Origin of the sequence: uncultured Streptomyces sp. (assembly GCF_947488945.1) — a bacterium.
Classification (GTDB): domain Bacteria; phylum Actinomycetota; class Actinomycetes; order Streptomycetales; family Streptomycetaceae; genus Streptomyces.
The window spans coordinates 128,597-148,209 of the sequence record NZ_CANLBS010000008.1; the positions used below are offsets into that span (position 1 = coordinate 128,597).

Consider the following 19,613-nt stretch of genomic DNA (forward strand, 5'->3'; position numbering starts at 1 on the left):
GCAGGGAAAACATTACCTCACTCGGAGGACCGGATCGACGCGCCCGCGCGCTGGGCGCGCTCGACGAGTTCCTCCGCTCCGCACCGGACGGCCAGCTTCTGGGCCTGGGCGAGCTCCCGGCGGTCCCGCGTCGCGACACCGTAGTCGTAGCGGGCGAGCGCCAGCTCGTACTGGGAGTCGGACGCCGTGAGGTGGCGGACGGCATCGGCGAGGAGGCGGTGGGCCTCCTCCTCGGGGGCGAAGAGCGCCAGGCAGCGCAGGGCCTCGCCGATGGCGGTGTCGGTGCCGAAGCGCTCGGCGTGCTGCCTGGCCCGGTTGGCCAGCTCGGCGGCGCGCACGGGGTCCTCGTCCCTCAGCGCACGGGCGAGGTCGCCGGCCCACGGGGCCCACACTCCGTTGAACCGTTCGCGCGCCTCCAGGGCGGCGCCGATCGACTCCAGCTCGGCGATCGCCTCCTTGGTGCGGCCCTCCGCCAGCAGCAGCCTGCCGTGGACGCAGGGGCCGTCCGGCAGGACCATGGCGCTGGGCCACGGCGCACCGAACTTGTACCGGTCGGCGACGAGCCGCGCCTCCGCGGTACGCCCACGGGCCAGCAGGGTGTCGATGAGCAGGCACGCGGCGTCCCACTGCACGGCGAGCCCGGTGCCGACGCGGTCGGCGAGCCGCAGGCCCTCGCGGAGGAAGCCCTCGGCCTCCGCGAGCTTCCCGCGCCGCCGGTGGACCAGGCCCATCAGGGTGTGCGCGAAGGCGAGGTGCGCGCCGCTCCAGCCGGAGATCTCGAAGGCCCGCACCGCCTCGCTGAACAGGCTTTCGGCCCGGTCGAGCTGGTCGGTGAAGGCGTAGGTGATCCCGACCATGGTGGGGAATTCGAAGCCCCATTCGGCGTCCGTCCAGCCGAGCCCGCGGGCCGGGCTGCCGTTCACCAGGGCGCGTTCGCAGTAGTCCACGATCATGGCGGCGTTCTCGCCGCGCATCATGGCGTCGAAGGCGCGGATCGTCAGCAGGGCGCGCTCGGCGTTGTCGCGTCCGGCGAGGTGCCGGGTGTTGTTGGCGAGCCGGCGCGAGCGCCCGGGGGCGTCCACCTCCTCGGCCTGCATGCCCTCCCACTGGAAGTGCGCGGCCTGGAGCCGCATCAGCCCCGGACCCGGCGCGGTGCGCGCGGCTTCGGAGGCGAGGGTGGCGGCGGCCTCGCGGAGTTCGTTGTTGTGCGCGAGCGCGGCGGCCAGCCGGAACGTCGCGTCCACCCGGAGGGCGTCGTCGAGGCCCGGCATCTCCAGGGCCGTCCGCAGGTGGCGGACGGTGGTGGGCGGGGAGCTCAGCAGCGTCGCGCAGCCGAGTTCGTACAGGACGGGGGCGTGGTCCTCCGGGCGCGGGGGTTCCCGCAGGGCGCGCTCCAGACAGCGCCGGGCCGCTTCGGGCGCGCCGACGGCCAGGTGCTGACGAGCCGCTTCGCGGAGCTGTCGGACCACGTCCTGGTCGGCCTCGGGGTGCACTTCCAGCAGATGGCGGGAGGCGGCCGCCGCCCCCATGCCGGCCTCGGTGATGGCCCAGGCGGCCCTGCCGTGGAACGCGGTGCGGGTGGCGGACGGTATGGAGCGGTAGATGGCGCTCGCGATCAACGGGTGGACGAACTCCAGCGGGTCGAAGCCGGTGACGATGCGGGCGTCGCGCAGCCTCGCCGTGCAGTCGGCGGCCTCGGCGGGGGTCATGCCCGCCAGTGAGGCGGCCAGCTCCTGCGAGATCTCCGTTCCGAGGACGGCGGCCGCCCAGGCGAACCGGTTGGCGTTGGTGCCGAGTCGTTCGAGCCGGGCGACGAGACCGCTGCCGCGGGCCGACGCGCCGAGTTCGCGCAGTTCGCCGGCGGATTCCTCGACGGGCGGCAGCTGGTTGTCCTGGACCTTGGCGACGAGTTCGACGGCCTCGTACGGGTTGCCGCCCGTGACGGCCCACACCTCGCGGCAGAAGGGGTCGTCGGCGTGCTCGCCGAGTGCCGCGCGGACCAGTTCGGCGGTCGCGTCCGGGGTGAGGGCGCGCAGCGCGACCCTGACGAGGCGGCTCTTGCTCTCGGGGCCGCCGGCCGCGGGGCTCCAGTCGGCGACCCAGTCGTCGCCGCGATCGGCCAGCTCCTTCGGGCGCTGTGCCTGGACGACGAGGACGGGGAGTTCGTGGAGGTGCGCGGTGAACCGGGAGAGCCAGGCGAGTGATTCGCCGTCGGCCCAGTGCGCGTCGTCCACGACGAGCAGGAGCGGGCGGTGGCTGAGCCGGGTGGCGAGGCCTCTGACCACGTGGTCCAGGCCGTCGCGGACACCCTGCGGGTCCGGCTGCGGCCCACTCGGCTGCGCCAGGCCGAGGGCCGGGGCGGTGATCTCGTACCAGTCGCCGAACAGCTCGAGCCGGTCGTCGAGCGACAGCTCGTCGAGGGCGGGCTGCAGCAGTTGGCGTACGACGTGGAAGGGCACGGAGGTCACGGTCTCGCCGCCGCGGGCCGACCAGACGGTGCAACGGTCCGCGGCCATCGTCTGGATCTCCGCCAGCAGCGCGGTCTTCCCGATGCCCCCTTCTCCGCTGAACACCAGCAGCCCGCCTATGGCTTGGGCTCCGCACAGGGCGTTCAACGCTTCGGTGGCAGCCTGGATCTCGGGCTCGCGCTCGTACAACGGCCGGGACGGCTTCATGCCTCCCCTTCCCCAGAGTGGTGCGGACGACTGTCGAGACTAGTCGTGCGCGGGGGGCCACGGACAGTGGTTGGCGGAGTTCACCACACCGTTTCGCGCCAGGTACGAGGCACAATCGGGGATGTGGACGAGACGCGCAGGGACCGGGACGCCGACGGCAGGGCGCACAACGCGCGCCCCCGGGACGGGCTGGGCCGCCCGCTCCCGTACGGCAGCCACGGGGTGGAGCGACAGCCCGAGGGCGTGGTGCGCGCCCCCGGCGAGACCGTGCGCGAGGCGCAGCGGCTGCTGGGGGCCGGGATGCCGTTCCACGCCCACGAGGTGTTCGAGGACGCCTGGAAATCGGGGCCCCAGGAGGAACGCGAACTGTGGCGGGGCATGGCCCAGTTGGCGGTGGGGCTGACGCACGCGGCGCGGGGGAACGCGGCGGGCGGGGCACGGCTGCTGCGACGCGGCGCCGCCGCGATCGCCGCCTACCGGGCGGTCGACCCGCACGGGCTCCGGGTCGCCGCGCTGATCGCCTGGGCCGAGGAGCTGGCGGACCGGCTGGGGGCGGGGGGCGTGATGGACGCGGCGTCGGAGGCGCCACGGCTCCGCCCCTGAGAGCGGCCGATGCGCCCCGGGGGCGGGGTGCCGGGGCGGCCTCCACACCGGCCTTCGACCGGCGGCGGATCCGTCGCGGCGGCCTTCTTTCTTGACCGGAACCCGTCGCACGACGATCATGCGCTGCATCACGCGCGGGGGAACCACTCCTCCGCGACCACGCAGCGATCTGGAGACGACCTCCCCATGACCGACATCGTCAACGGCCTCGGCCGCGCCACCGCCTACGGGGCGCTCGGCGTCGTCCTCCTCGTGCTCGGCATCTTCCTGATCGACGCCCTGACCCCCGGGAAGCTCGGCCGGCAGATATGGGAGGAGCGCAACCGGAACGCGGCGGTCCTGCTCAGCTCGGCCCTGGTGGGCATCGGCGGCATCGTCTTCACCTCGATCTGGACGACGTACGAGGACTTCGGCAAGGGCCTGGTGTCGACGGCGGCCTTCGGGCTGCTCGGCCTGGTCATGATGGCCGTCGCCTTCCTCGTCGTGGACCTGGTGACGCCGGGCAAGCTCGGTGCCACGCTGGTGGAGCGGGAGCCGCACCCGGCGGTCTGGGTCACGGCCTCCTGCAACCTCGCCGTCGCCGCCATCGTCTCGGCCTCGATCGCCTGACACCTCGTCACCCGTTCCCCGGCTGCACCGCCCGGCTCCCCTCCCGCCCCGACACCACGTCGTCCGAAGCGCCCGGGCGGGCCTGGGCCGATGCGGCGCGGGGGCGGGAGTGCGGGGCGGCACGGTGCGCGGGCGGGCGGCGTGGAGGCGCGCGCGATCCGTGCACGCGCAGCCGTTACGATCCGACCGCATGAGTACAGCTGACCAGGAACAGACCCACGACGAGGACCACCCGCCGGCCTCCCCGACCGCTTCCGCCGTCCCCCGCGGGGACGACAGCGCCTCCGCCAGCACGGTCCCGGGCACGGACCGGAGTGCCGACGGCGCCCCGGCCGGCCACGACGGGGCGGTCGGCGCGCGGGCGAACGGCGGGGAGCCGGAGGGCCCGGCAACAGACTCCGAAGGGGCGGCAGCCGAGGAAGCGGACGCCCCGACGGACTCCGCCGGCGCCGTAGCCGGTACCGCCACCCAGCCCGCCCGGCCTCACCAGCCCGACGTGCCCGCCCAGCCCCAGCAGCTCGCCCGGCCTGCCCAGCCGGAGCAGCCTGCCCCGGCCGCCGACGACGCCCCACAGGCTCCACTGACGCCCCGTCAGGCCCGTCGGCTCCGGGTCGTCCTGTCCTCGCTCGGCATGGCGGCGATGGCGGTCGTGCTGGCGCTGCGCCTCGCGAGCCGTGCGTCGGTCCTGGTCGTGGGGGTGTACGGGATCGCACTCATACTCTGCGGCATCGTCCTCGAACTGAGCCGCAACGGGCGCACCCGTCTGGGGAGTTGGCTGCTCGGGGCGACGCTGGTCGCGGCGATCGGCACCGACTGGCTGCTGCTCCCCTGAGCCGTGCCGCCCGCTCCCCCGCCGGCTCGGGGTGGACCGCCTCAGCGCAGCAGCAGTTGGAGCCCGCCCAGCACGGTCGCCGCGAGCACCAGGCGTTCGAAGAGCTTCTGGTTGATGCGATCGACGCAGCGCCGGCCCAGCCAGGCGCCCGGCAGGACGAACAGCACCAGGCAGGCGTCCAGGAGCAGCGACCGGGCGTCGATCAGCCCGAGGCCCACGCTGAAGGGCACCTTGGAGACGTTGACGATGAGGAAGAACCAGGCGGAGGTGCCCAGGAAGCCGAGCTTGCGGAAGCCCGCGGACAGCAGGTAGAGCGACATCACCGGGCCCCCCGCGTTGGCCACCATGGTGGTGAACCCGCCGAGCGCCCCGTACGAGCCGGCCTTCAGCCGGGCGGCTCCGCGTCCGCGCGAGGTCTCCTGCGGCCCGTCCTGTGCCGTCTCCTCCGTGCCCGTGGCCGGGGCGGCGGACGCGCGGCGCCGGCGGGCGATGGTGACCCCCGACATGAACAGCAGGATCGCGCCGATCGAGGACCGGACCGCGTCGTCGCCCGCGACGGCCAGGAAGGCCGTGCCGGCGACCACGCCGACGGCGACCGCCGGGAAGAGCCGCAGGAGGGTGGGCCAGTGGGCGTGCCTGCGGTAGACAAGGACGGCGAGCACGTCGCCGGCGATCAGGATCGGGAGCAGTACCCCGGTCGATTCGCGGGCGGGCAGGACCGCGGCGAAGATCGCGAGGCTGACGGTATTGGCCCCGCTGACGGCCGTCTTGGAGAAGCCGACGAGGACGGACGCCGCGGCGAGCACGGCCAGTTGCCAGAGCGTGAGGGTATCCATACGGGACCCGATGGTATGCACACCTGATCGTGCGATCGCCGCCGGGAGCCGGTCGTCGCCGGAAAGCACGCCCCGCGGGTGGCCCGACGGGTTTCCTGGCTATGCTGCGCCCCCAAAGCGGTCGTCGATACGGTCGAACGATCACTGTGTGGCGGTACGGCGAAGGGCAGGGACCCCAGCATGCGGGAGCCGGTGGAACTGAGGCGTCAGCGGATCCTGGCGGTGGTGCGCTCGCGCGGGGCGGTGAAGGTGAGTTCGCTCGCCGCCGAACTGGGGGTCTCCGTCGTGACGGTCCGGCGCGACGTGGAGGAGCTGGCCGTCGAGGGGCGGCTGCGGCGCGGGCACGGGGTGGTGCGGCCGGCCGACGCCGAGGAGCCCGCCTCGCTGCCCGCGCAGCGGCGGCGGGAGGGTGGGGCGGGTGCGCCGGTGGCGCTGGTGGTGCCCGAGCGGCATTCGTACCTCTACGAGACGCTGCACGGGGCCCGGTCGTTGCTGGAGGAGCACGGGCTGCGCATCGCGCTGCACATCGCCCCGCAGGCGGCCGGTACCGAACAACCACTGGTGGAGCGGGCGTTGGAGGCGGGTGCGCGGGGGCTGCTGATCGCGCCGCGGTGGCGTTCGGTGGCGGCGCAGGAGGCGGACTACGCGTGGCTCGCGGGGCTCGGCGTGCCCACCGTGCTGATGGAGCGCAGGCCCGCGCCGGGCAGCGCCCTGCACGCCCTGGACACGGTCTGTTCCGACCACTGGTACGGCGTCCATCTGGCGGTGGACCACCTGGTGGCGCTCGGGCACCGCCGGATCGTGCTGGCCGCCCGCGACGACAGTCCGACGGCCCGTACCGTCCGGGCGGCGTTCGCCCGGATCGCGGCCGACCGGCCGGAGGTCGAGGACTGGTCGGTGATCCTGAGCTCGCCCGACGCGGTGCCGGAGCCGGCTCCGGTGCGCCCGCGCGGCGGGGCCGACGCGTCGGCCCCCGACCTGGCGCGGGTGCTGCGGGAGCGGCGGGCCACCGCGGCGGTGCTGCACGGTGACGTGGACGCGCTGATGCTGGTGCAGCGGCTGTCGGAGAGCGGGGTGCGGGTTCCCGAGGACTGCTCGGTGGTGGCGTACGACGACGTGGTGGCGGCGCTCGGCTCCACCCCGCTGACGGCGGTGTCGCCGCCGAAGGCCGAGGTCGGGCGGGCCGCCGCGGAACTGATGCTGCTGCGGCTCGGCGGCGGGCCGGGCGCGGACGGGCCGGTCCGCCGCACGGAGTTGCTCCCCGCGTTGAAGGTGCGCGGGTCGACGAGCGCGGTGACACCCGTTCCAGAGTGAGCGTTTGACCGCTTTGGTTTTCTTGTGAGCGATCTATTGACCGCATCCGGTCAGGCGATCAGTATTCCCGTTGTCCCGAACAGGAGCCGCGGGAGGCGCCCATGCCCGGTCGACAGAGCCGTCGATCCGTCCTGGCCACGATCGCCGCGCTGACGTCGGCAGGTGCGCTCAGCGCCTGCGACGCCGGCGGCGCGTCGGCCGGAACGAGCACCACCAGCACCACCAGGAAGACCCGCATCACCTTCTGGTCCGCCCTCCGGGGCAGCCAGGAGGTGGTCGACGCCTTCAACCGCAGCAGCCGCACCGTGCAGGTCGACTTCCAGCAGGTCCCCTCGGGCAACCAGGGGGGTTACGCCAAGCTCAGCAACGCGGCCCGCGCGGGCAACGCGCCGGACGTGGCGACCCTGGAGTACCCGCAGGTGCCGGGGTTCGCCATCGACGGCGTGGTCCGGGACCTGACCGGCCTGCTGAGCGACACCCTGCGCCGCAAGCTGCTGCCCCAGGCCCTGGCGCTCACGACCTTCGACCGGAAGGTCTTCAGCGTCCCGCTCGACGTCGAACCGATGGTCATGCACTACCGCACCGACCTGTTCGACGCGTACGGCCTCCAGGTGCCGCGCACCTGGGACGAGTTCGCCGAGGTCGCCGCCGCCGTACGCGCCCGGGGCGGCGAACGCCGGGCCGCGCTGTTCGCCACCGACGGCGGCAGTCACATGGCCGCGTTCGCCTGGCAGGCGGGGGCCCGGTGGTTCGGCACCTCGGGCGGCGCGTGGAACGTCTCGCTCGCCGACGCCCCGACGCGCCGGGTCGCGGCGTACTGGCAGCGCCTCATCGACCGGGACCAGGTCTTCGTCAACGGGGTGGAGAGCAGGCAGAGCGACGCGCAGATCGGCAACGGCCTGGTGCTCGCCCGGTTCAGCGGCGCCTGGGACGCGGGGGCGCAGATGAAGGCCCGGCCCGGCCAGAAGGGGCTGTGGAAGCTGGCCCCGCTCCCCCAGTGGGACACCTCCGACCCGGCCGTCGGCACCCACGGCGGCTCCACCTTCGCGGTGACGCGCGACAGCCGCCACCCGGAGGCCGCCATGGAGTTCATCGAGTGGCAGGTGTCGCACCCGGACGCGCTGCGGGCCCGGCTCTCCAGCGGTGCCAGCAGCCAGTATCCGGCCGTTCCGGGCCTGGTCCCGGTGGGCAGCGAGGCGTTCGACCGCACGTACTACGGCGGCCAGGACCTCTACCGGCTCTTCGACGAGCAGGCGCGGACCATCCGGGACGGCTGGGTCTGGGGCCCGCGGATGACCGCGACGATCAAGGTGATGCAGGACGGCTTCGCCCGTGCGGGCGGCGGCAGGGGCACGGTCCTCGGCGCGATCGAGGCGGCCGAGGAGGGCACCATGCCCGACCTCCGGGCGCTCGGTCTCGCCACCACCCGGAACTCGACATGAGGACCCGTCACGCCGGCGGCCCGCCGGTCACCCCACGCGCACCGCGACGCGGCCCCCGCTCCCCGTACAGAGGCAGGTGACTCCCATGACCAGCACCACCACGGCCACCGTCGCGCCCCGCGCCGGACGCCCGGCGGCGGCCGGGACCGCGCAGGCACGTCCCGGCCGCACCGCCCAGCGGCGCAGGCTGGGCGCGGCCGGCGTCCTGATGACCCCGTTCTTCGTCCTGCTGCTGACCGTCTTCCTGATTCCGGTGGGCACGGCGGTGTGGCTGAGCTTCTTCAGCGACGACCAGCCCGGACTCGGGTTCGGCCCGGAGCGCACGGTCTTCGTCGGCCTGCGCGGCTACACCGCCGTGCTCACCGACCCGACGTTCCTCGGCGGTCTCGGCGTCGTCGCCCTGTACTGCCTCATCTACATCCCGCTGATGGTCTTCGGGGCGCTCGCCCTGGCGCTGCTGCTGGACGCGGGCGTGGTCCGGCTGCGGGCCACCGCCCAGCTCGCCCTCTTCCTGCCGCACGCGGTGCCCGGCATCATCGCGGCGATCATCTGGCTGTACCTGTACACCCCGGGGCTCAGCCCGGTCATCGAACTGCTCGGAACGATGGACGTCACCGTCGACTTCCTCGGGGTGCACACCGTGCTGCCGTCCATCGTGAACATCGCGCTGTGGAGCAACCTCGGTTACAACATGGTGGTCTTCTACGCCGCGCTCCAGGCGGTGCCGCGCGAGGTGCTGGAGGCCGCCGTGGTCGACGGCGCCGGGCCGGTGCGCACGGCGCTGCGGGTGAAGGCCCCGCTGGTGCGGTCGTCGGTGGTGATGGTGGCGATGTTCACGCTGATCTTCGCCCTCCAGCTCTTCACCGAGCCGATGCTGCTCGGCCAGTCCACACCAATGATCAACTCCCGTTTCTCGCCCAGCATGTACATCTACGACGCCGCCTTCACCCGCAACAACTACGGCCTGGCCGCGGCCGCTTCGGTGGTGCTGCTGGTGTGCACGATCGCGCTCTCCTACGGCGTGACCCGCTGGACCAACCGCGCCGACGCCGCGCAGGAGGAGACCCGATGAGTGCGCAGACCGCCGCCGCCCCGCGGCCCGCCCGTGTCCGCGGCGCCCGCGGCCTGCTGGGCCGCTCGACCGTTCGCCTGGTCGTCGGACTCTCGGTGCTCTACACCCTGGCGCCGGTGCTCTGGCTGGTGCTCGCCTCGACCAAGGACCGCGACGCGCTGTTCTCCAGCGACGTCCTGTCGCTGGACGGCTTCTCGTTCCTGCGCAACCTCGACGACCTGTTCTCGATGGACGGCGGGCTCTACGGACGCTGGTACGCCAACAGCCTGCTGTACGCGGTCCTCGGCGCCGCGCTCGGGGCGCTGATCAGCGTCGCGTGCGGCTACGCCTTCGACAAGTACGCCTTCCGCCACAAGGAGAAGCTGTTCGGCTTGGTGCTGGCCGCCGTGATGGTGCCGCAGACCGTGCTCGCCCTGCCGCTCTACCTGATGGCGTCGCAGGCCGGGCTGGTGAACACCTTCTGGGCGGTCTTCATCCCCGTGCTGTTCAATCCGTTCGGTGTCTACCTCGGCCGCATCTTCAGTCAGGGGTACGTGCCCGACGAGGTGCTGGAGGCGGCCCGGATCGACGGGGCCGGCGAACTGGCGGCGTACGTCAAGGTGGCGCTGCGGATGCTCGCCCCCGGTCTCGTGACGGTCTTCCTGTTCCAGCTCACCGCCATCTGGAACAACTTCTTCCTGCCGATGGTGATGCTCTCCGACCAGGACCTGTATCCGGTCAGCCTCGGCCTCTACACCTGGAACAGCTCCGCCTCCGTGTCGCCCGAGTACTACCCCGTGGTGATCATGGGATCGCTGCTGGCCGTCGTGCCGCTGGTCCTCGCGTTCGCCCTGCTCCAGCGGTTCTGGCGGTCCGGACTCACCGCGGGAGCCGTCAAGTGACCGGGCGCGGCGGCCCCCGGCCGTGACGCCGCGTGCGGCGGCCGCACCCCTCGCCCCCGTCGTGCCCCTCGTATCAGGAGAGAGATGACCGACCTGCCCGAATCCCGTCGCCCGTACCGGCCCCGCGCGGTGCTCGCCATGAGTGCCGCCGCCGCCGAGCACGTGCTGCCGCCCGACGCGCTCGCCGCGCTCGCGGAGGTCTGCGACCTCGACCCGACACCGGCGCTCGCCGACCTCACCACCGACCGCGCCCGCGCGGCGCTCGCCGACGCGGAGATCCTGGTCACCGGCTGGGGGTGCCCGCCCCTGGACGCCGAGGTGCTCGCCGCCGCGCCCCGGCTGCGGGCCGTCGTGCACACCGCCGGCTCGGTACGCAACCACGTCACCGACGCCTGCTGGGAACGCGGGATCGAGGTGTCCTCGGCCGCCGCCGCCAACGCGCTGCCGGTGGCGGAGTACACGGTCGCGATGATCCTGCTGACCGGCAAGCGGGTGCTGGAGCGCGCCCGCTCCTACCGGGAGACGCGGCAGCGCGGCGAATGGCTGCGCGTCCCGAGGGAGACCGGCAACTACCGGCGCACGGTCGGCCTGTTGTCGGCGTCGATGATCGGCCGCCGGGTGATCGAGCTGCTGCGCCCGTACGACCTGCGGGTGCTGCTGCACGACCCGTACGTCTCCGAGGCCGAGGCGCGGGCGCTCGGGGTGGAGGCGGTCGGCCTGGGCGAACTCTTCGCCCGCAGCGACGTGGTGAGCGTGCACACCCCGCTGCTGCCGGCCACCGTGGGCCTGGTCAGCGCGGAGCTGCTGGCCTCGATGCCTCAGGGAGCCGCGCTGATCAACACCGCGCGCGGTCCGGTCGTGGACCAGGACGCGCTCGTCGGCGTCCTGCGCGAGGGCCGCATCCGCGCCGTGCTGGACGTCACCGACCCGGACCCGCTGCCGGCCGACCACCCGCTCTGGGAGTGCGAGAACGCGCTCATCACCCCGCACCTCGCCGGCTCCCAGGGCAACGAACTGGGGCGGCTGGCCGCCCTGGCGGCCTCGGAGGTCGCCCACTGGGCCGCCGGCGACGGCTTCGCCCATCCCGTACGACCCGAGAGGCTGGCATTCCTCGCATGACCCTTCCCTTCGAACTCCCCGCCGAGGACCGGGCCCTGAGCCCGCACACCGGTTACACCCGGCCGCACTGGGAGGCCGCGGCCGACGGACTGCTGCACGCCGCGTGGCGGTGGGCGACCCCGGGCGGCGCCCTGCTCGACCTGCCCGGCCCGCCGTCCGCCTCCGGGGTCCGCTCCGACGGGCTGGAGGGGTACGCCCGCACCTTCCTGGCCGCCGCGTTCCGGGTGGCGGGCGCCGACGGCGAGGACCCGCACGGCTGGCTGGAGCGGTACGCCGACGGGCTCGCGGCCGGCACGCTGACGCCGGGCCGGGACGACGCCGAGTCGTGGCCGCTCATCCGGGACCACACGGTCTTCGGCCAGCCGATGGTGGAGTCCGCGTCCGTCGCGATCGGCCTGCGGCTGACCCGGCCGTGGCTGTGGGACCGCCTCGACGGGGACGTGCAGGACCGCGCCGAGGCATGGCTGCGCGACGCCCTGCGGCACACCCCCGCCGCCAACAACTGGTACCTCTTCCCCTACTCGGTCGCCGGGTTCCTGGAGTCGGTGGGCCGGGGCGACGCGGAGACCGCCGCGGCCCGCGCCCGCGCGCAGGACCTGATGGAGGGCTGGTACCGGGGCGACGGCTGGTACTCCGACGGGGACGGCCGCGCCTTCGACCACTACAACGGCTGGGCGCTGCACCTGTATCCGGTGCTGGACGCCCACCTCTCGGGCGACGGGGTGCTGCTGGACCACTACGGGGCCCGGCTGCGGGAGCACCTGGAGGGGTTCTCCCTGATGTTCGGCGGTGACGGCGCGCCGATGTACTTCGGGCGCTCGCTCGCCTACCGGTTCGCGGCGGGCGCGGCCGTCGGCATCGGCGCGGTGTCGGGTCACACCCCGCTCGCGCCGGGGGTGTCGCGCAGACTGCTGAGCGGTTCGCTGCGCTATTTCCTGGAGCGGGGCGCGGGCGGCGACGACGGGCTGCTGAGCCTCGGCTGGCACGGCCCGCACGCGGCGACGCTCCAGCGGTACTCCGGGCCGGCGTCGCCGTACTGGGCGTCGAAGGCGTTCGTCTCGCTGCTCGCCCCGGCCGACCACCCGCTGTGGACCGCTCCGGAGGGGGCCGCGCCGAGCGAGGGCCCGGACCGGGTTCTCGCGCTGCCCGCTCCGGGGCTGCTGCTCCAGTCGACGGGGGCCGACGGGGTGGTGCGGCTGCACAACCACGGCAGCGACCACGTCCACCCGCACATGGCCGAGTCGGCGGACGAACAGGACCCGCACTACGCCCGGTTCGCCTACTCGACCGTCTCGGGCCCGACCTCGGCGCTGAACACCGCGGACAACCACCTCGCGGTGGTGGTGGGCGGGGTGCGCGGCGTCCGTCGCCGGATCCAGCCGCTGGGCGCCGGGCACGGGGAGGGATGGGGGTGGGCCGCGTCCGCGTACCGGCCGGTCTTCACCGGGCGGCAGCCGGTGCCCGGACTGCGGGTGGAGAGCGTCACGGTGGTCCGGGGCCGTCACGAGCTGCGCGTCCACCGGGTGGTCGGCGCGCCGCCGGGGGCCCGGATCGAGCAGACCGGCTGGGCGACCGCGCCCGACGGGCCGGTGGTCTCCGCGCTGCACGGCCTGCACGGCTGGGACACGCGGGAGGAGGTACGCGCTCCGGAGGGTACCGCCTGGACCCGCTGGGCGGTGGTGCCGAGGCTCGTCGGCGACGCCGCCGGGACGGTGCTGGTCGCCGCCCTCGCCTCCCTGACGGCGGAAGCCGGGCCGACCGCCCTGGACACGGTGGTGCGCGGGGTGAACGTCGACGGCGACACCGTCGAGGTCGACTGGGCCGAGGACGGCGCGGTCACCCGGGTCTCCTTCGGGCGGGCGGCCAAGGCGGCTCGGGCCGCAACCCCGGTGTCGGCCCCGGTGGCGGTGTCGGTGGAGCACGGCGAGCGGTAGACGCGGGCCGGGAGCCCGCGAAGGCGTACGGCGGCGGCTGTCAGGGACCGCCGCCGCACGCCGGCTCGTGACCGCACTGACGTTACGTCAGATCGGGCCGGGCGTACCGCACTTCGTTCAGACGTCGGTACGGAGCACCACGGCCAGGGTACGCGGGCCGTGCACGCCCTCCACCCGTTCCAGCTCGATGTCGGAGGTGGCCGAGGGTCCGCTGATGAGCGTCGTCGGCCGCTCGGGGACCAGCCGGGCCACCGTCTCGACCACGCCGACCTCGACGGACGACAGGTCCACCACGCAGACGTGCAGGTCGGGGACGAGGGAGAGGGCGCGGCGGCCCTGGTCGGGGGAACCGTCCAGGACGATCGTGCCGGTCTCCGCGCAGCTGACGGCGGAGGCGGTGACGACCCCGTCCAGCTCGCCGAGGTCCGGTGCGGGGATGTCCGAGGAGTCCTGCTGGACTTCCCCGTCGTACGCCGCCAGCCAGCCGGCGTCGAGCCCGGCGGGGACGCCGATCCGGTGGGCGCCGCGTGCGCGCAGGACGCCGGCGATCGTCTCGGCGGTGCGGTCGGCGGTGCAGGGGTGGACCGACGCCTTGTAGTCGACCAGCCGGTCGGTGAACAGGGCCAGCCGGTCGGCGTCGGGCAGGGTGCGCCCGGTGCGGTAGTCACGCGGGACGACCACCTCCGGCGCGGGGGCGAGCGCGAGGGCGTCCCGCACCCGGCCGAGGACGGTGTCGCGGGCGGTGGTCGTCATTTCTCGTCCTCCATGGGGCCGGCCGCGGTGGCCTCGTCAGCCGCCGCCCGCATCGTGGCGGCGCCCTCGGTCGAGGCGAACCAGTCGCGGAAGGTCTGCTTCGGCGGGGCGGCTGTGTCGCGGCTGTCGCTCCAGCCGGCGAACGGCGGGGGCATGCGGGAGATCGTACGGTCCCGGCCGGCGACGACCCGGCCGAGGCCGGCCGCCTTCTGGGCGGTGGTGAAGAGCTTCGGGCTCTTCATGACGGCGGCGGCCGCCTTCATGGCCAGCTTCTCCGCGGTGACACCGGACTGCTCGGTGTTCTGGTGGCGCAGCTCGACCAGCATCGACGGGATGTCGATCTTCACCGGGCAGGCGTCGAAGCAGGCTCCGCAGAGGCTGGAGGCGTACGGGAGTGAGCTGTTGGGGTCGTCCTTGGCGGCGTGCATCCCGGCGAGCTGCGGGGTGAGGACCGCGCCGATCGGACCCGGGTAGGTCGAGCCGTAGGCGTGTCCGCCGGCCCGTTCGTACACCGGGCAGACGTTGAGGCAGGCGGAGCAGCGGATGCAGTTGAGCGCCTCGCGGCCCACGGTGTCGGCGAGGGCGGCGGTGCGTCCGTTGTCGAGCAGCACCAGGTGGAAGTCCTGCGGCCCGTCGCCCGGCGTGACGCCCGTCCACAGCGAGGTGTACGGGTTCATCCGCTCGCCGGTCGAGGAGCGCGGCAGGAGCTGGAAGAAGACTTCGAGGTCAAAGTAGCGGGGCAGCACCTTCTCGATGCCCATCACCGTGATGAGGGTGTCGGGCAGGGTCAGGCACATGCGGCCGTTGCCCTCCGACTCGACCACGGAGAGGGTGCCGGTCTCGGCGATGCCGAAGTTGGCTCCGGAGACGGCGACCTTCGTCGTCATGAACTTCTCGCGCAGGTAGGCGCGTGCGGCGGCGGCCAGGTGCGCGGGCACGTTGTCGAGGCCGGGGTCCACGCCGGGGATCTCCTTGAGGAAGATCTCCCGGATCTCGTCGCGGTTGCGGTGGATGGCGGGCACCAGGATGTGCGACGGCTTGTCGTGGGCCAGTTGCACGATCAGCTCGGCGAGGTCGGTCTCGTGCGCGGTGATCCCGACGGACTCCAGATGCTCGTTGAGCCCGATCTCCTGGGTGGCCATCGACTTGACCTTGATGACGTCCCGGCTGCCGGTGGCCCGCACCAGCAGCTCGACGATCGCGTTGGCCTCGACGCCGTCCCGTGCCCAGTGGACCGTGCCGCCGTGCTCGGTGACCTTGCGCTCCAGCTCTTCCAGGAGCTCGGGCAGCCGGTTCATGGTGTCGGTCTTGATGGCGGATCCGGCGTCCCGGAGCTGCTCCCAGTCGGGGAGTTCACCGGTGACGTTCAGGCGCTTGGCGCGGATGGTGGAGGTGGCCTTGCCGAGGTTGCGGCGCAACTGCTCGTTGCGCAGCTCGTCGTGGGCGGCCTGGGGGAACTTCCGTTCGCCGCGCAGGTTCCCGGTTCCGTACGGGGAACGGGGCGGGGCGGCGGGCATGCCGAGGAAGGTGCTCACGCGGCGGCCTCCAGGAGGGCGTACGGCGAGGTGCGGGTGGAGGCGAGGATCTGCGCCAGGTGCAGGGTGCGGGCGCCGGACCGGATGCGGGAGAGGCCGCCGCCGATGTGCATCAGGCAGGAGGAGTCTCCGGCGGTGCACACGGCGGCGCCGGTGGTGGTGATGTTCTTCATCTTGTCCTGGAGCATCGCGGACGAGGTCTCGGCGTTCTTCACCGCGAAGGTACCGCCGAAGCCGCAGCAGGAGTCGGCCTGCGGGAGTTCGACCAGGTCGATCCCGTCCACCGCGCGCAGCAGCGACAGCGGCTTGTCGCCGACCCGGAGCATCCGCAGCGAGTGGCAGGTGGGGTGGTAGGTCACCCGGTGCGGGAAGTGCGCGCCGACGTCCGTGACGCCGAGGACGTCGACCAGCAGCTCGGAGAGTTCGTACGTCTTCGACCTGACGCCGGCCACCCCCGCGCGCAGCGCCGCGTCCCCGTACTTGTCCGCGACGATCTGGTGCTGGTGGCGCACGCACCCGGCGCAGGAGCCGGACGGCATGACCACCGCCTCGATGGACGCGTCCCCGAACTGCTCGGCGAAGTTCCGTACCAGCGGCACGGGTTCACGCTGGTAGCCGGTGTTGACGTGCATCTGGCCGCAGCAGGTCTGCTCCGGCGGGAACACCACCTCGTGGCCCAGCCGGGCGAGCAGTACCGCGGTGGATCTCACCGCCTCGGGAAACAGCGTGTCTCCCAGACAGGTGGCGAAGAGTCCGATGCGCATGGGTCCTCCCCGATCGTTTCTATGGTCGGACCATACTAGCCTCGGGCCGCATCGCTCCACCCGCATGGCCCAGAAACGCCGGAGGAAACGCCGGAGGGGACGGTGCGCGGCGCACCGTCCCCTCCCTCCGCCCCCGGATGTTCTCCGGTCTCCGGCGCGGCGTGTCAGTCTTCGCCCGGCCGGGCTTCGTCCCGCTCGGCGTTCTCGTCGACCAGCGTGCCGTGCAGGCCCCGGATGTGCTCCTCGACCAGATCGGCGGCCTCGGCGCCGGCGCCCCGCCGGACCAGGCCCAGCAGCGCGGTGTGCTGGTCGTTGAGGGCGCGCGCGGTGGCGGGCCAGTCGGGGACCTCTTCCAGCGCGCGCAGGATCAGCGGCCGGACCGACTCGCGGACCGCCGAGGTGAGGGTGGACGTCAGGGCGTTGCCGGAGGCCCCGGCGATCAGCACGTGGAAACGGGTGTCCAGATCGTTGAACTCGGCCACGGTCACCCCCGGCTCCCCCATCCTCGCCAGCAGCACGGCCGCCGCCTCCAGGTCCTCATCGGCGGCGTGACGGGCGGCCGCCTCGAAACTGGAGCGCTCCAGCGTGACGCGTGCCTCCAGGACGTCGTGCAGTCCGTAGCTGCCGAGGGCGAAGTGCAGCCGGAGCAGCCGGCCCAGCGCGTCGTCGGGGTTGCGGACGATCCGCGCGCCGGAGTCGGGTCCCCGGCCGGGCTGCGCGACGAGCACCCCGATGGTCTCCAGAACCCGCAGCGCCTCGCGCAGCGCCGAGCGGCTCACCCCGAGCACCGGGGCCAGCTCCCGCTCGGGAGGCAGCCGGTCACCGGCCCGCAGCTCCCCGGCGAACACCCGTTCCTCGATGGACCGGAGCACGAGTTCATGCGTACGGGACTGCCGCACGGGCTCCCACTCGACAGGCATCCACCACTCCCTGCCCCGGCCGCCCGCCACGGGAGGTCCGCGCGGGGACGCCGCCGGCGCTCGTCACCATAGGGTCGAATTCTCAGCCTATGTCACGCTCGCCATGTGGTCGGACCACAGCCTGAGGCACCTTGTGCGGACCGCCCCATGATCCATAACGTTGCATGCATGACACATCCGAATCCCGCGGTCCCGCCCTCCCCCGCATCCCCGCCGGGTCGCCGATGAACGGGGTGCTGACCGGTTTCGGCGTCATAGCCACGATCATCGCCGTCGGCTATCTGGTGGGCCGGACCGGCGTCCTGGGCGAGCACGGGCGTACGGTCCTCACCAAGCTCTCCTTCCATGTCGCCTCGCCCGCACTGCTGTTCACCACGATGGTCTCCGCCGACCTGTCGGCGATGATCTCGCTGCCGCTGGCGGTGACCGCGCTCAGCACCCTGGTGGTCGCGGGCGCCTTCGTCACGGTCGGAGCGGTACGCGGCTGGAGCGTCGGCCGCACCACCATCGGGGCGCTCTGCTCCTGCTACGTGAACGCCGGGAACCTCGGCATCCCCATCGCGGTGTACGTCCTCGGGGACGGCACCCTGATCGCGCCGATCCTGCTCTTCCAGCAACTGGTGGTCACCCCGATCGCCCTGACCGTCATCGAGACGTCCGGGCAGGGCGAACGCGAGTCGGTCGCACGCCTGCTCACCACCCCGTTCCGGAACCCGATCGTCATCGGCTCGCTGTCCGGCGTCGCGGTCAACCTGGTGGGCCTGCGCATCCCCGGCCCGGTGCTGGAACCGGTGGTGCTGATCGGCGGGATCGCGGTGCCCGGCGTGCTGCTGGCGTTCGGTATCTCGCTGCACGGAAGCGAACTCCCGGCCCGCGGCAGGGAGCGCGGCCCGGTCCTGCTGTCGGTCGCGCTCAAGAGCTTCGCCCAGCCCTTGATCGCCTGGGCCATCGCGGCCGGCCCGTTCGGGCTCGACGGCCCGGCGCTGTTCGCCGTGGTGGTCACCAGCGGACTCCCCGCGGCGCAGAACCTGTTCACCTACGCCACCCACTACGGCACGAGCGTCCGGCTGGCGCGGGAGTCCATCCTGCTCTCGACGATCCTGGCCGCGCCGGTGACGGTGGCCACGGCACTGCTGCTGGGGTGAGGACGGGTGGGGACGGCGGGGCACTGCTGCTCGGGTGAGGACGGGCGCGCGGACGGCGGGGGCTCGGCAACCGGGATCCGAGATCCGGTCGGCGGATGCGATATCACGCCAACCATTTCATGTGATTCTCACTCAGTACGCATACGGTATGACCGTGAACCAGACGACCCCGCCCGGCTGGCATCCAGACCCCGGGTACACAGGATTCGGCCCCGCACAGGAACGCTGGTGGGACGGCAGCCAGTGGACCGACCAACTCCGCATCCCTCCCGCCGTGACCCGGCGCCGTCGCCTACGCATCGCTGTCGGCGTCCTGGCCGGCGTGGTGGTTCTCGCGGCCGTCGGCACCGGTGCGTACGTGCTCGGGCACGACAGCGGCAAGGACTCGGCGGCCTCGTCCGCCCCCGCGGGCCGCCCGTCCGGCGCCCCCTCCGGCGGCCCCGGCGCGCCGGGCGGCGGTGGCGGGCAGAACGGCGGCGGGCAGAACGGCGGCGGGGACGGCCAGGAGCAGTCCCCCGATTCCCAGGTCCCCGGCACCGAGGACGGTTACGCCACCGACCTGGCGAGCGGCATCGCGCTGCCGGTCCCGGACGGCTGGACCGGCAAGTCCGGCACGGTCGGCGCGGGCCTGACCACGGGCGAGTACGCGTGCCCCGGCGCCGCCGACACGACGTGCGTGCGCGGCGGCGTTTTCTCCGCCCCCGCGGCGGCCCTGGAGAACACCGCGACCACCGCCGAGGCCGCCGCCAAGAAGGACATCTCGGTCAACGCCGAGGAGTCCTACGGCGACAAGGCGTACGAGGGCATCACCTCCCACGAGCAGCTCAAGTCCGAGGCCGTCACGGTGGCCGGGCAGAAGGGCTACGTGGTGCGCTGGAAGGTGGTGACGAAGAAGGGCGACGACGGGTACGTCGAGTCGCTGGTCTTCCCGTCCCCCACCAGCAAGGACATGCTGGTCGTGGTCCGCTCCGGCTTCGACGTCAGCGCCGACGCCCCGAAGCTGTCCGTGCTCGACACCATCACCAAGGGCATCAAGGCGGCGTCGGGCGGCTCGGGCTCCGGCCGGACCGCCTGACCGGGCCCGGGATCCGCCGGCCGCCCGGGGCCCCCGGCCGGGCTCCGCCGCGCGGTGTTCCGGCCGGTGGCAGCGTGACGAAGCCCCGCCCGCGCCTCCCCCGG

Annotated in this window: 17 protein-coding genes; 11 read left to right on the forward strand and 6 right to left on the reverse strand. The window is 73.3% G+C overall.

Annotation, left to right across the window (positions count from 1 at the left end; translation table 11 throughout):
* Positions 1–17: 17 nt before the first annotated feature.
* The gene (locus Q0994_RS15095) at positions 18–2,675 is read right to left on the reverse strand and encodes an AAA family ATPase (protein WP_299534409.1); all 2,658 of its coding nucleotides are present in this window, start codon (positions 2,673–2,675) and stop codon (positions 18–20) included.
* 123 nt (positions 2,676–2,798) lie between these two features.
* On the opposite strand from Q0994_RS15095, the gene Q0994_RS15100 reads away from it, so the two are divergent.
* The 3 genes from Q0994_RS15100 (at position 2,799) to Q0994_RS15110 (ending at position 4,719) form a co-directional block, all read left to right on the forward strand.
* Positions 2,799–3,278 carry a DUF309 domain-containing protein gene (locus tag Q0994_RS15100; protein WP_299534411.1) on the forward strand — a complete coding sequence of 160 codons (480 nt, stop codon included), beginning with the start codon at positions 2,799–2,801 and terminating at the stop codon, positions 3,276–3,278.
* Between the two features lie 186 nt (positions 3,279–3,464).
* Entirely contained in the window at positions 3,465–3,887 is a 423-nt protein-coding gene (locus tag Q0994_RS15105) for a DUF350 domain-containing protein (RefSeq protein WP_299534413.1), read from the forward strand.
* Positions 3,888–4,077: 190 nt separating this feature from the next.
* Entirely contained in the window at positions 4,078–4,719 is a 642-nt protein-coding gene (locus Q0994_RS15110) for a hypothetical protein (RefSeq protein WP_299534415.1), read from the forward strand.
* 41 nt (positions 4,720–4,760) lie between these two features.
* Here Q0994_RS15110 and Q0994_RS15115 read toward each other — a convergent pair whose 3' ends face one another.
* Complete coding sequence (locus Q0994_RS15115) at positions 4,761–5,555, reverse strand: sulfite exporter TauE/SafE family protein (RefSeq protein WP_299534418.1); 795 nt, start codon at positions 5,553–5,555, stop codon at positions 4,761–4,763.
* Between the two features lie 180 nt (positions 5,556–5,735).
* On the opposite strand from Q0994_RS15115, the gene Q0994_RS15120 reads away from it, so the two are divergent.
* The 6 genes from Q0994_RS15120 (at position 5,736) to Q0994_RS15145 (ending at position 13,317) form a co-directional block, all read left to right on the forward strand.
* On the forward strand, positions 5,736–6,869 hold the full coding sequence (locus Q0994_RS15120) for a substrate-binding domain-containing protein (protein ID WP_299534420.1): 1,134 nt from the start codon (positions 5,736–5,738) through the stop codon (positions 6,867–6,869).
* Between the two features lie 101 nt (positions 6,870–6,970).
* Positions 6,971–8,311, forward strand: a complete 1,341-nt coding sequence (locus tag Q0994_RS15125; RefSeq protein ID WP_299534422.1) for an ABC transporter substrate-binding protein — start codon at positions 6,971–6,973, stop codon at positions 8,309–8,311.
* 85 nt (positions 8,312–8,396) lie between these two features.
* Positions 8,397–9,383, forward strand: coding sequence for a carbohydrate ABC transporter permease (locus Q0994_RS15130; RefSeq protein WP_299534424.1), 987 nt, complete (start codon positions 8,397–8,399; stop codon positions 9,381–9,383).
* Complete coding sequence (locus tag Q0994_RS15135) at positions 9,380–10,264, forward strand: carbohydrate ABC transporter permease (protein WP_299534426.1); 885 nt, start codon at positions 9,380–9,382, stop codon at positions 10,262–10,264. The genes Q0994_RS15130 and Q0994_RS15135 overlap by 4 nt, the downstream gene beginning before the upstream one ends.
* A gap of 84 nt (positions 10,265–10,348) precedes the next feature.
* Positions 10,349–11,383 carry a hydroxyacid dehydrogenase gene (locus Q0994_RS15140; RefSeq protein WP_299534428.1) on the forward strand — a complete coding sequence of 345 codons (1,035 nt, stop codon included), beginning with the start codon at positions 10,349–10,351 and terminating at the stop codon, positions 11,381–11,383.
* Entirely contained in the window at positions 11,380–13,317 is a 1,938-nt protein-coding gene (locus Q0994_RS15145; protein WP_299534430.1) for a DUF2264 domain-containing protein, read from the forward strand. Before Q0994_RS15140 ends, Q0994_RS15145 begins: the two co-directional genes overlap by 4 nt.
* A gap of 117 nt (positions 13,318–13,434) precedes the next feature.
* On the opposite strand, the gene Q0994_RS15150 is transcribed toward Q0994_RS15145, so the two are convergent.
* The 4 genes from Q0994_RS15150 to Q0994_RS15165 form a co-directional block, all read right to left on the reverse strand.
* On the reverse strand, positions 13,435–14,070 hold the full coding sequence (locus Q0994_RS15150; protein WP_299534432.1) for an LUD domain-containing protein: 636 nt from the start codon (positions 14,068–14,070) through the stop codon (positions 13,435–13,437).
* Positions 14,067–15,605, reverse strand: a complete 1,539-nt coding sequence (locus tag Q0994_RS15155) for a lactate utilization protein B (RefSeq protein WP_299534434.1) — start codon at positions 15,603–15,605, stop codon at positions 14,067–14,069. Before Q0994_RS15155 ends, Q0994_RS15150 begins: the two co-directional genes overlap by 4 nt.
* Positions 15,602–16,369 (reverse strand): (Fe-S)-binding protein, encoded by a 768-nt coding sequence (locus Q0994_RS15160; RefSeq protein WP_299534437.1) that lies wholly within the window; start codon positions 16,367–16,369, stop codon positions 15,602–15,604. Before Q0994_RS15160 ends, Q0994_RS15155 begins: the two co-directional genes overlap by 4 nt.
* Before the next feature lie 164 nt (positions 16,370–16,533).
* Complete coding sequence (locus tag Q0994_RS15165) at positions 16,534–17,289, reverse strand: FadR/GntR family transcriptional regulator (RefSeq protein WP_299534440.1); 756 nt, start codon at positions 17,287–17,289, stop codon at positions 16,534–16,536.
* A gap of 224 nt (positions 17,290–17,513) precedes the next feature.
* Here Q0994_RS15165 and Q0994_RS15170 point away from each other — a divergent pair, with 224 nt between their 5' ends.
* Together Q0994_RS15170 and Q0994_RS15175 are read left to right on the forward strand one after the other, a co-directional pair.
* On the forward strand, positions 17,514–18,434 hold the full coding sequence (locus Q0994_RS15170) for an AEC family transporter (RefSeq protein WP_299534854.1): 921 nt from the start codon (positions 17,514–17,516) through the stop codon (positions 18,432–18,434).
* A 154-nt stretch (positions 18,435–18,588) separates the two neighbouring features.
* A complete protein-coding gene (locus Q0994_RS15175; RefSeq protein WP_299534442.1) occupies positions 18,589–19,509 on the forward strand; it encodes a DUF2510 domain-containing protein in 921 nt (306 codons plus the stop codon).
* Positions 19,510–19,613: the final 104 nt, after the last annotated feature.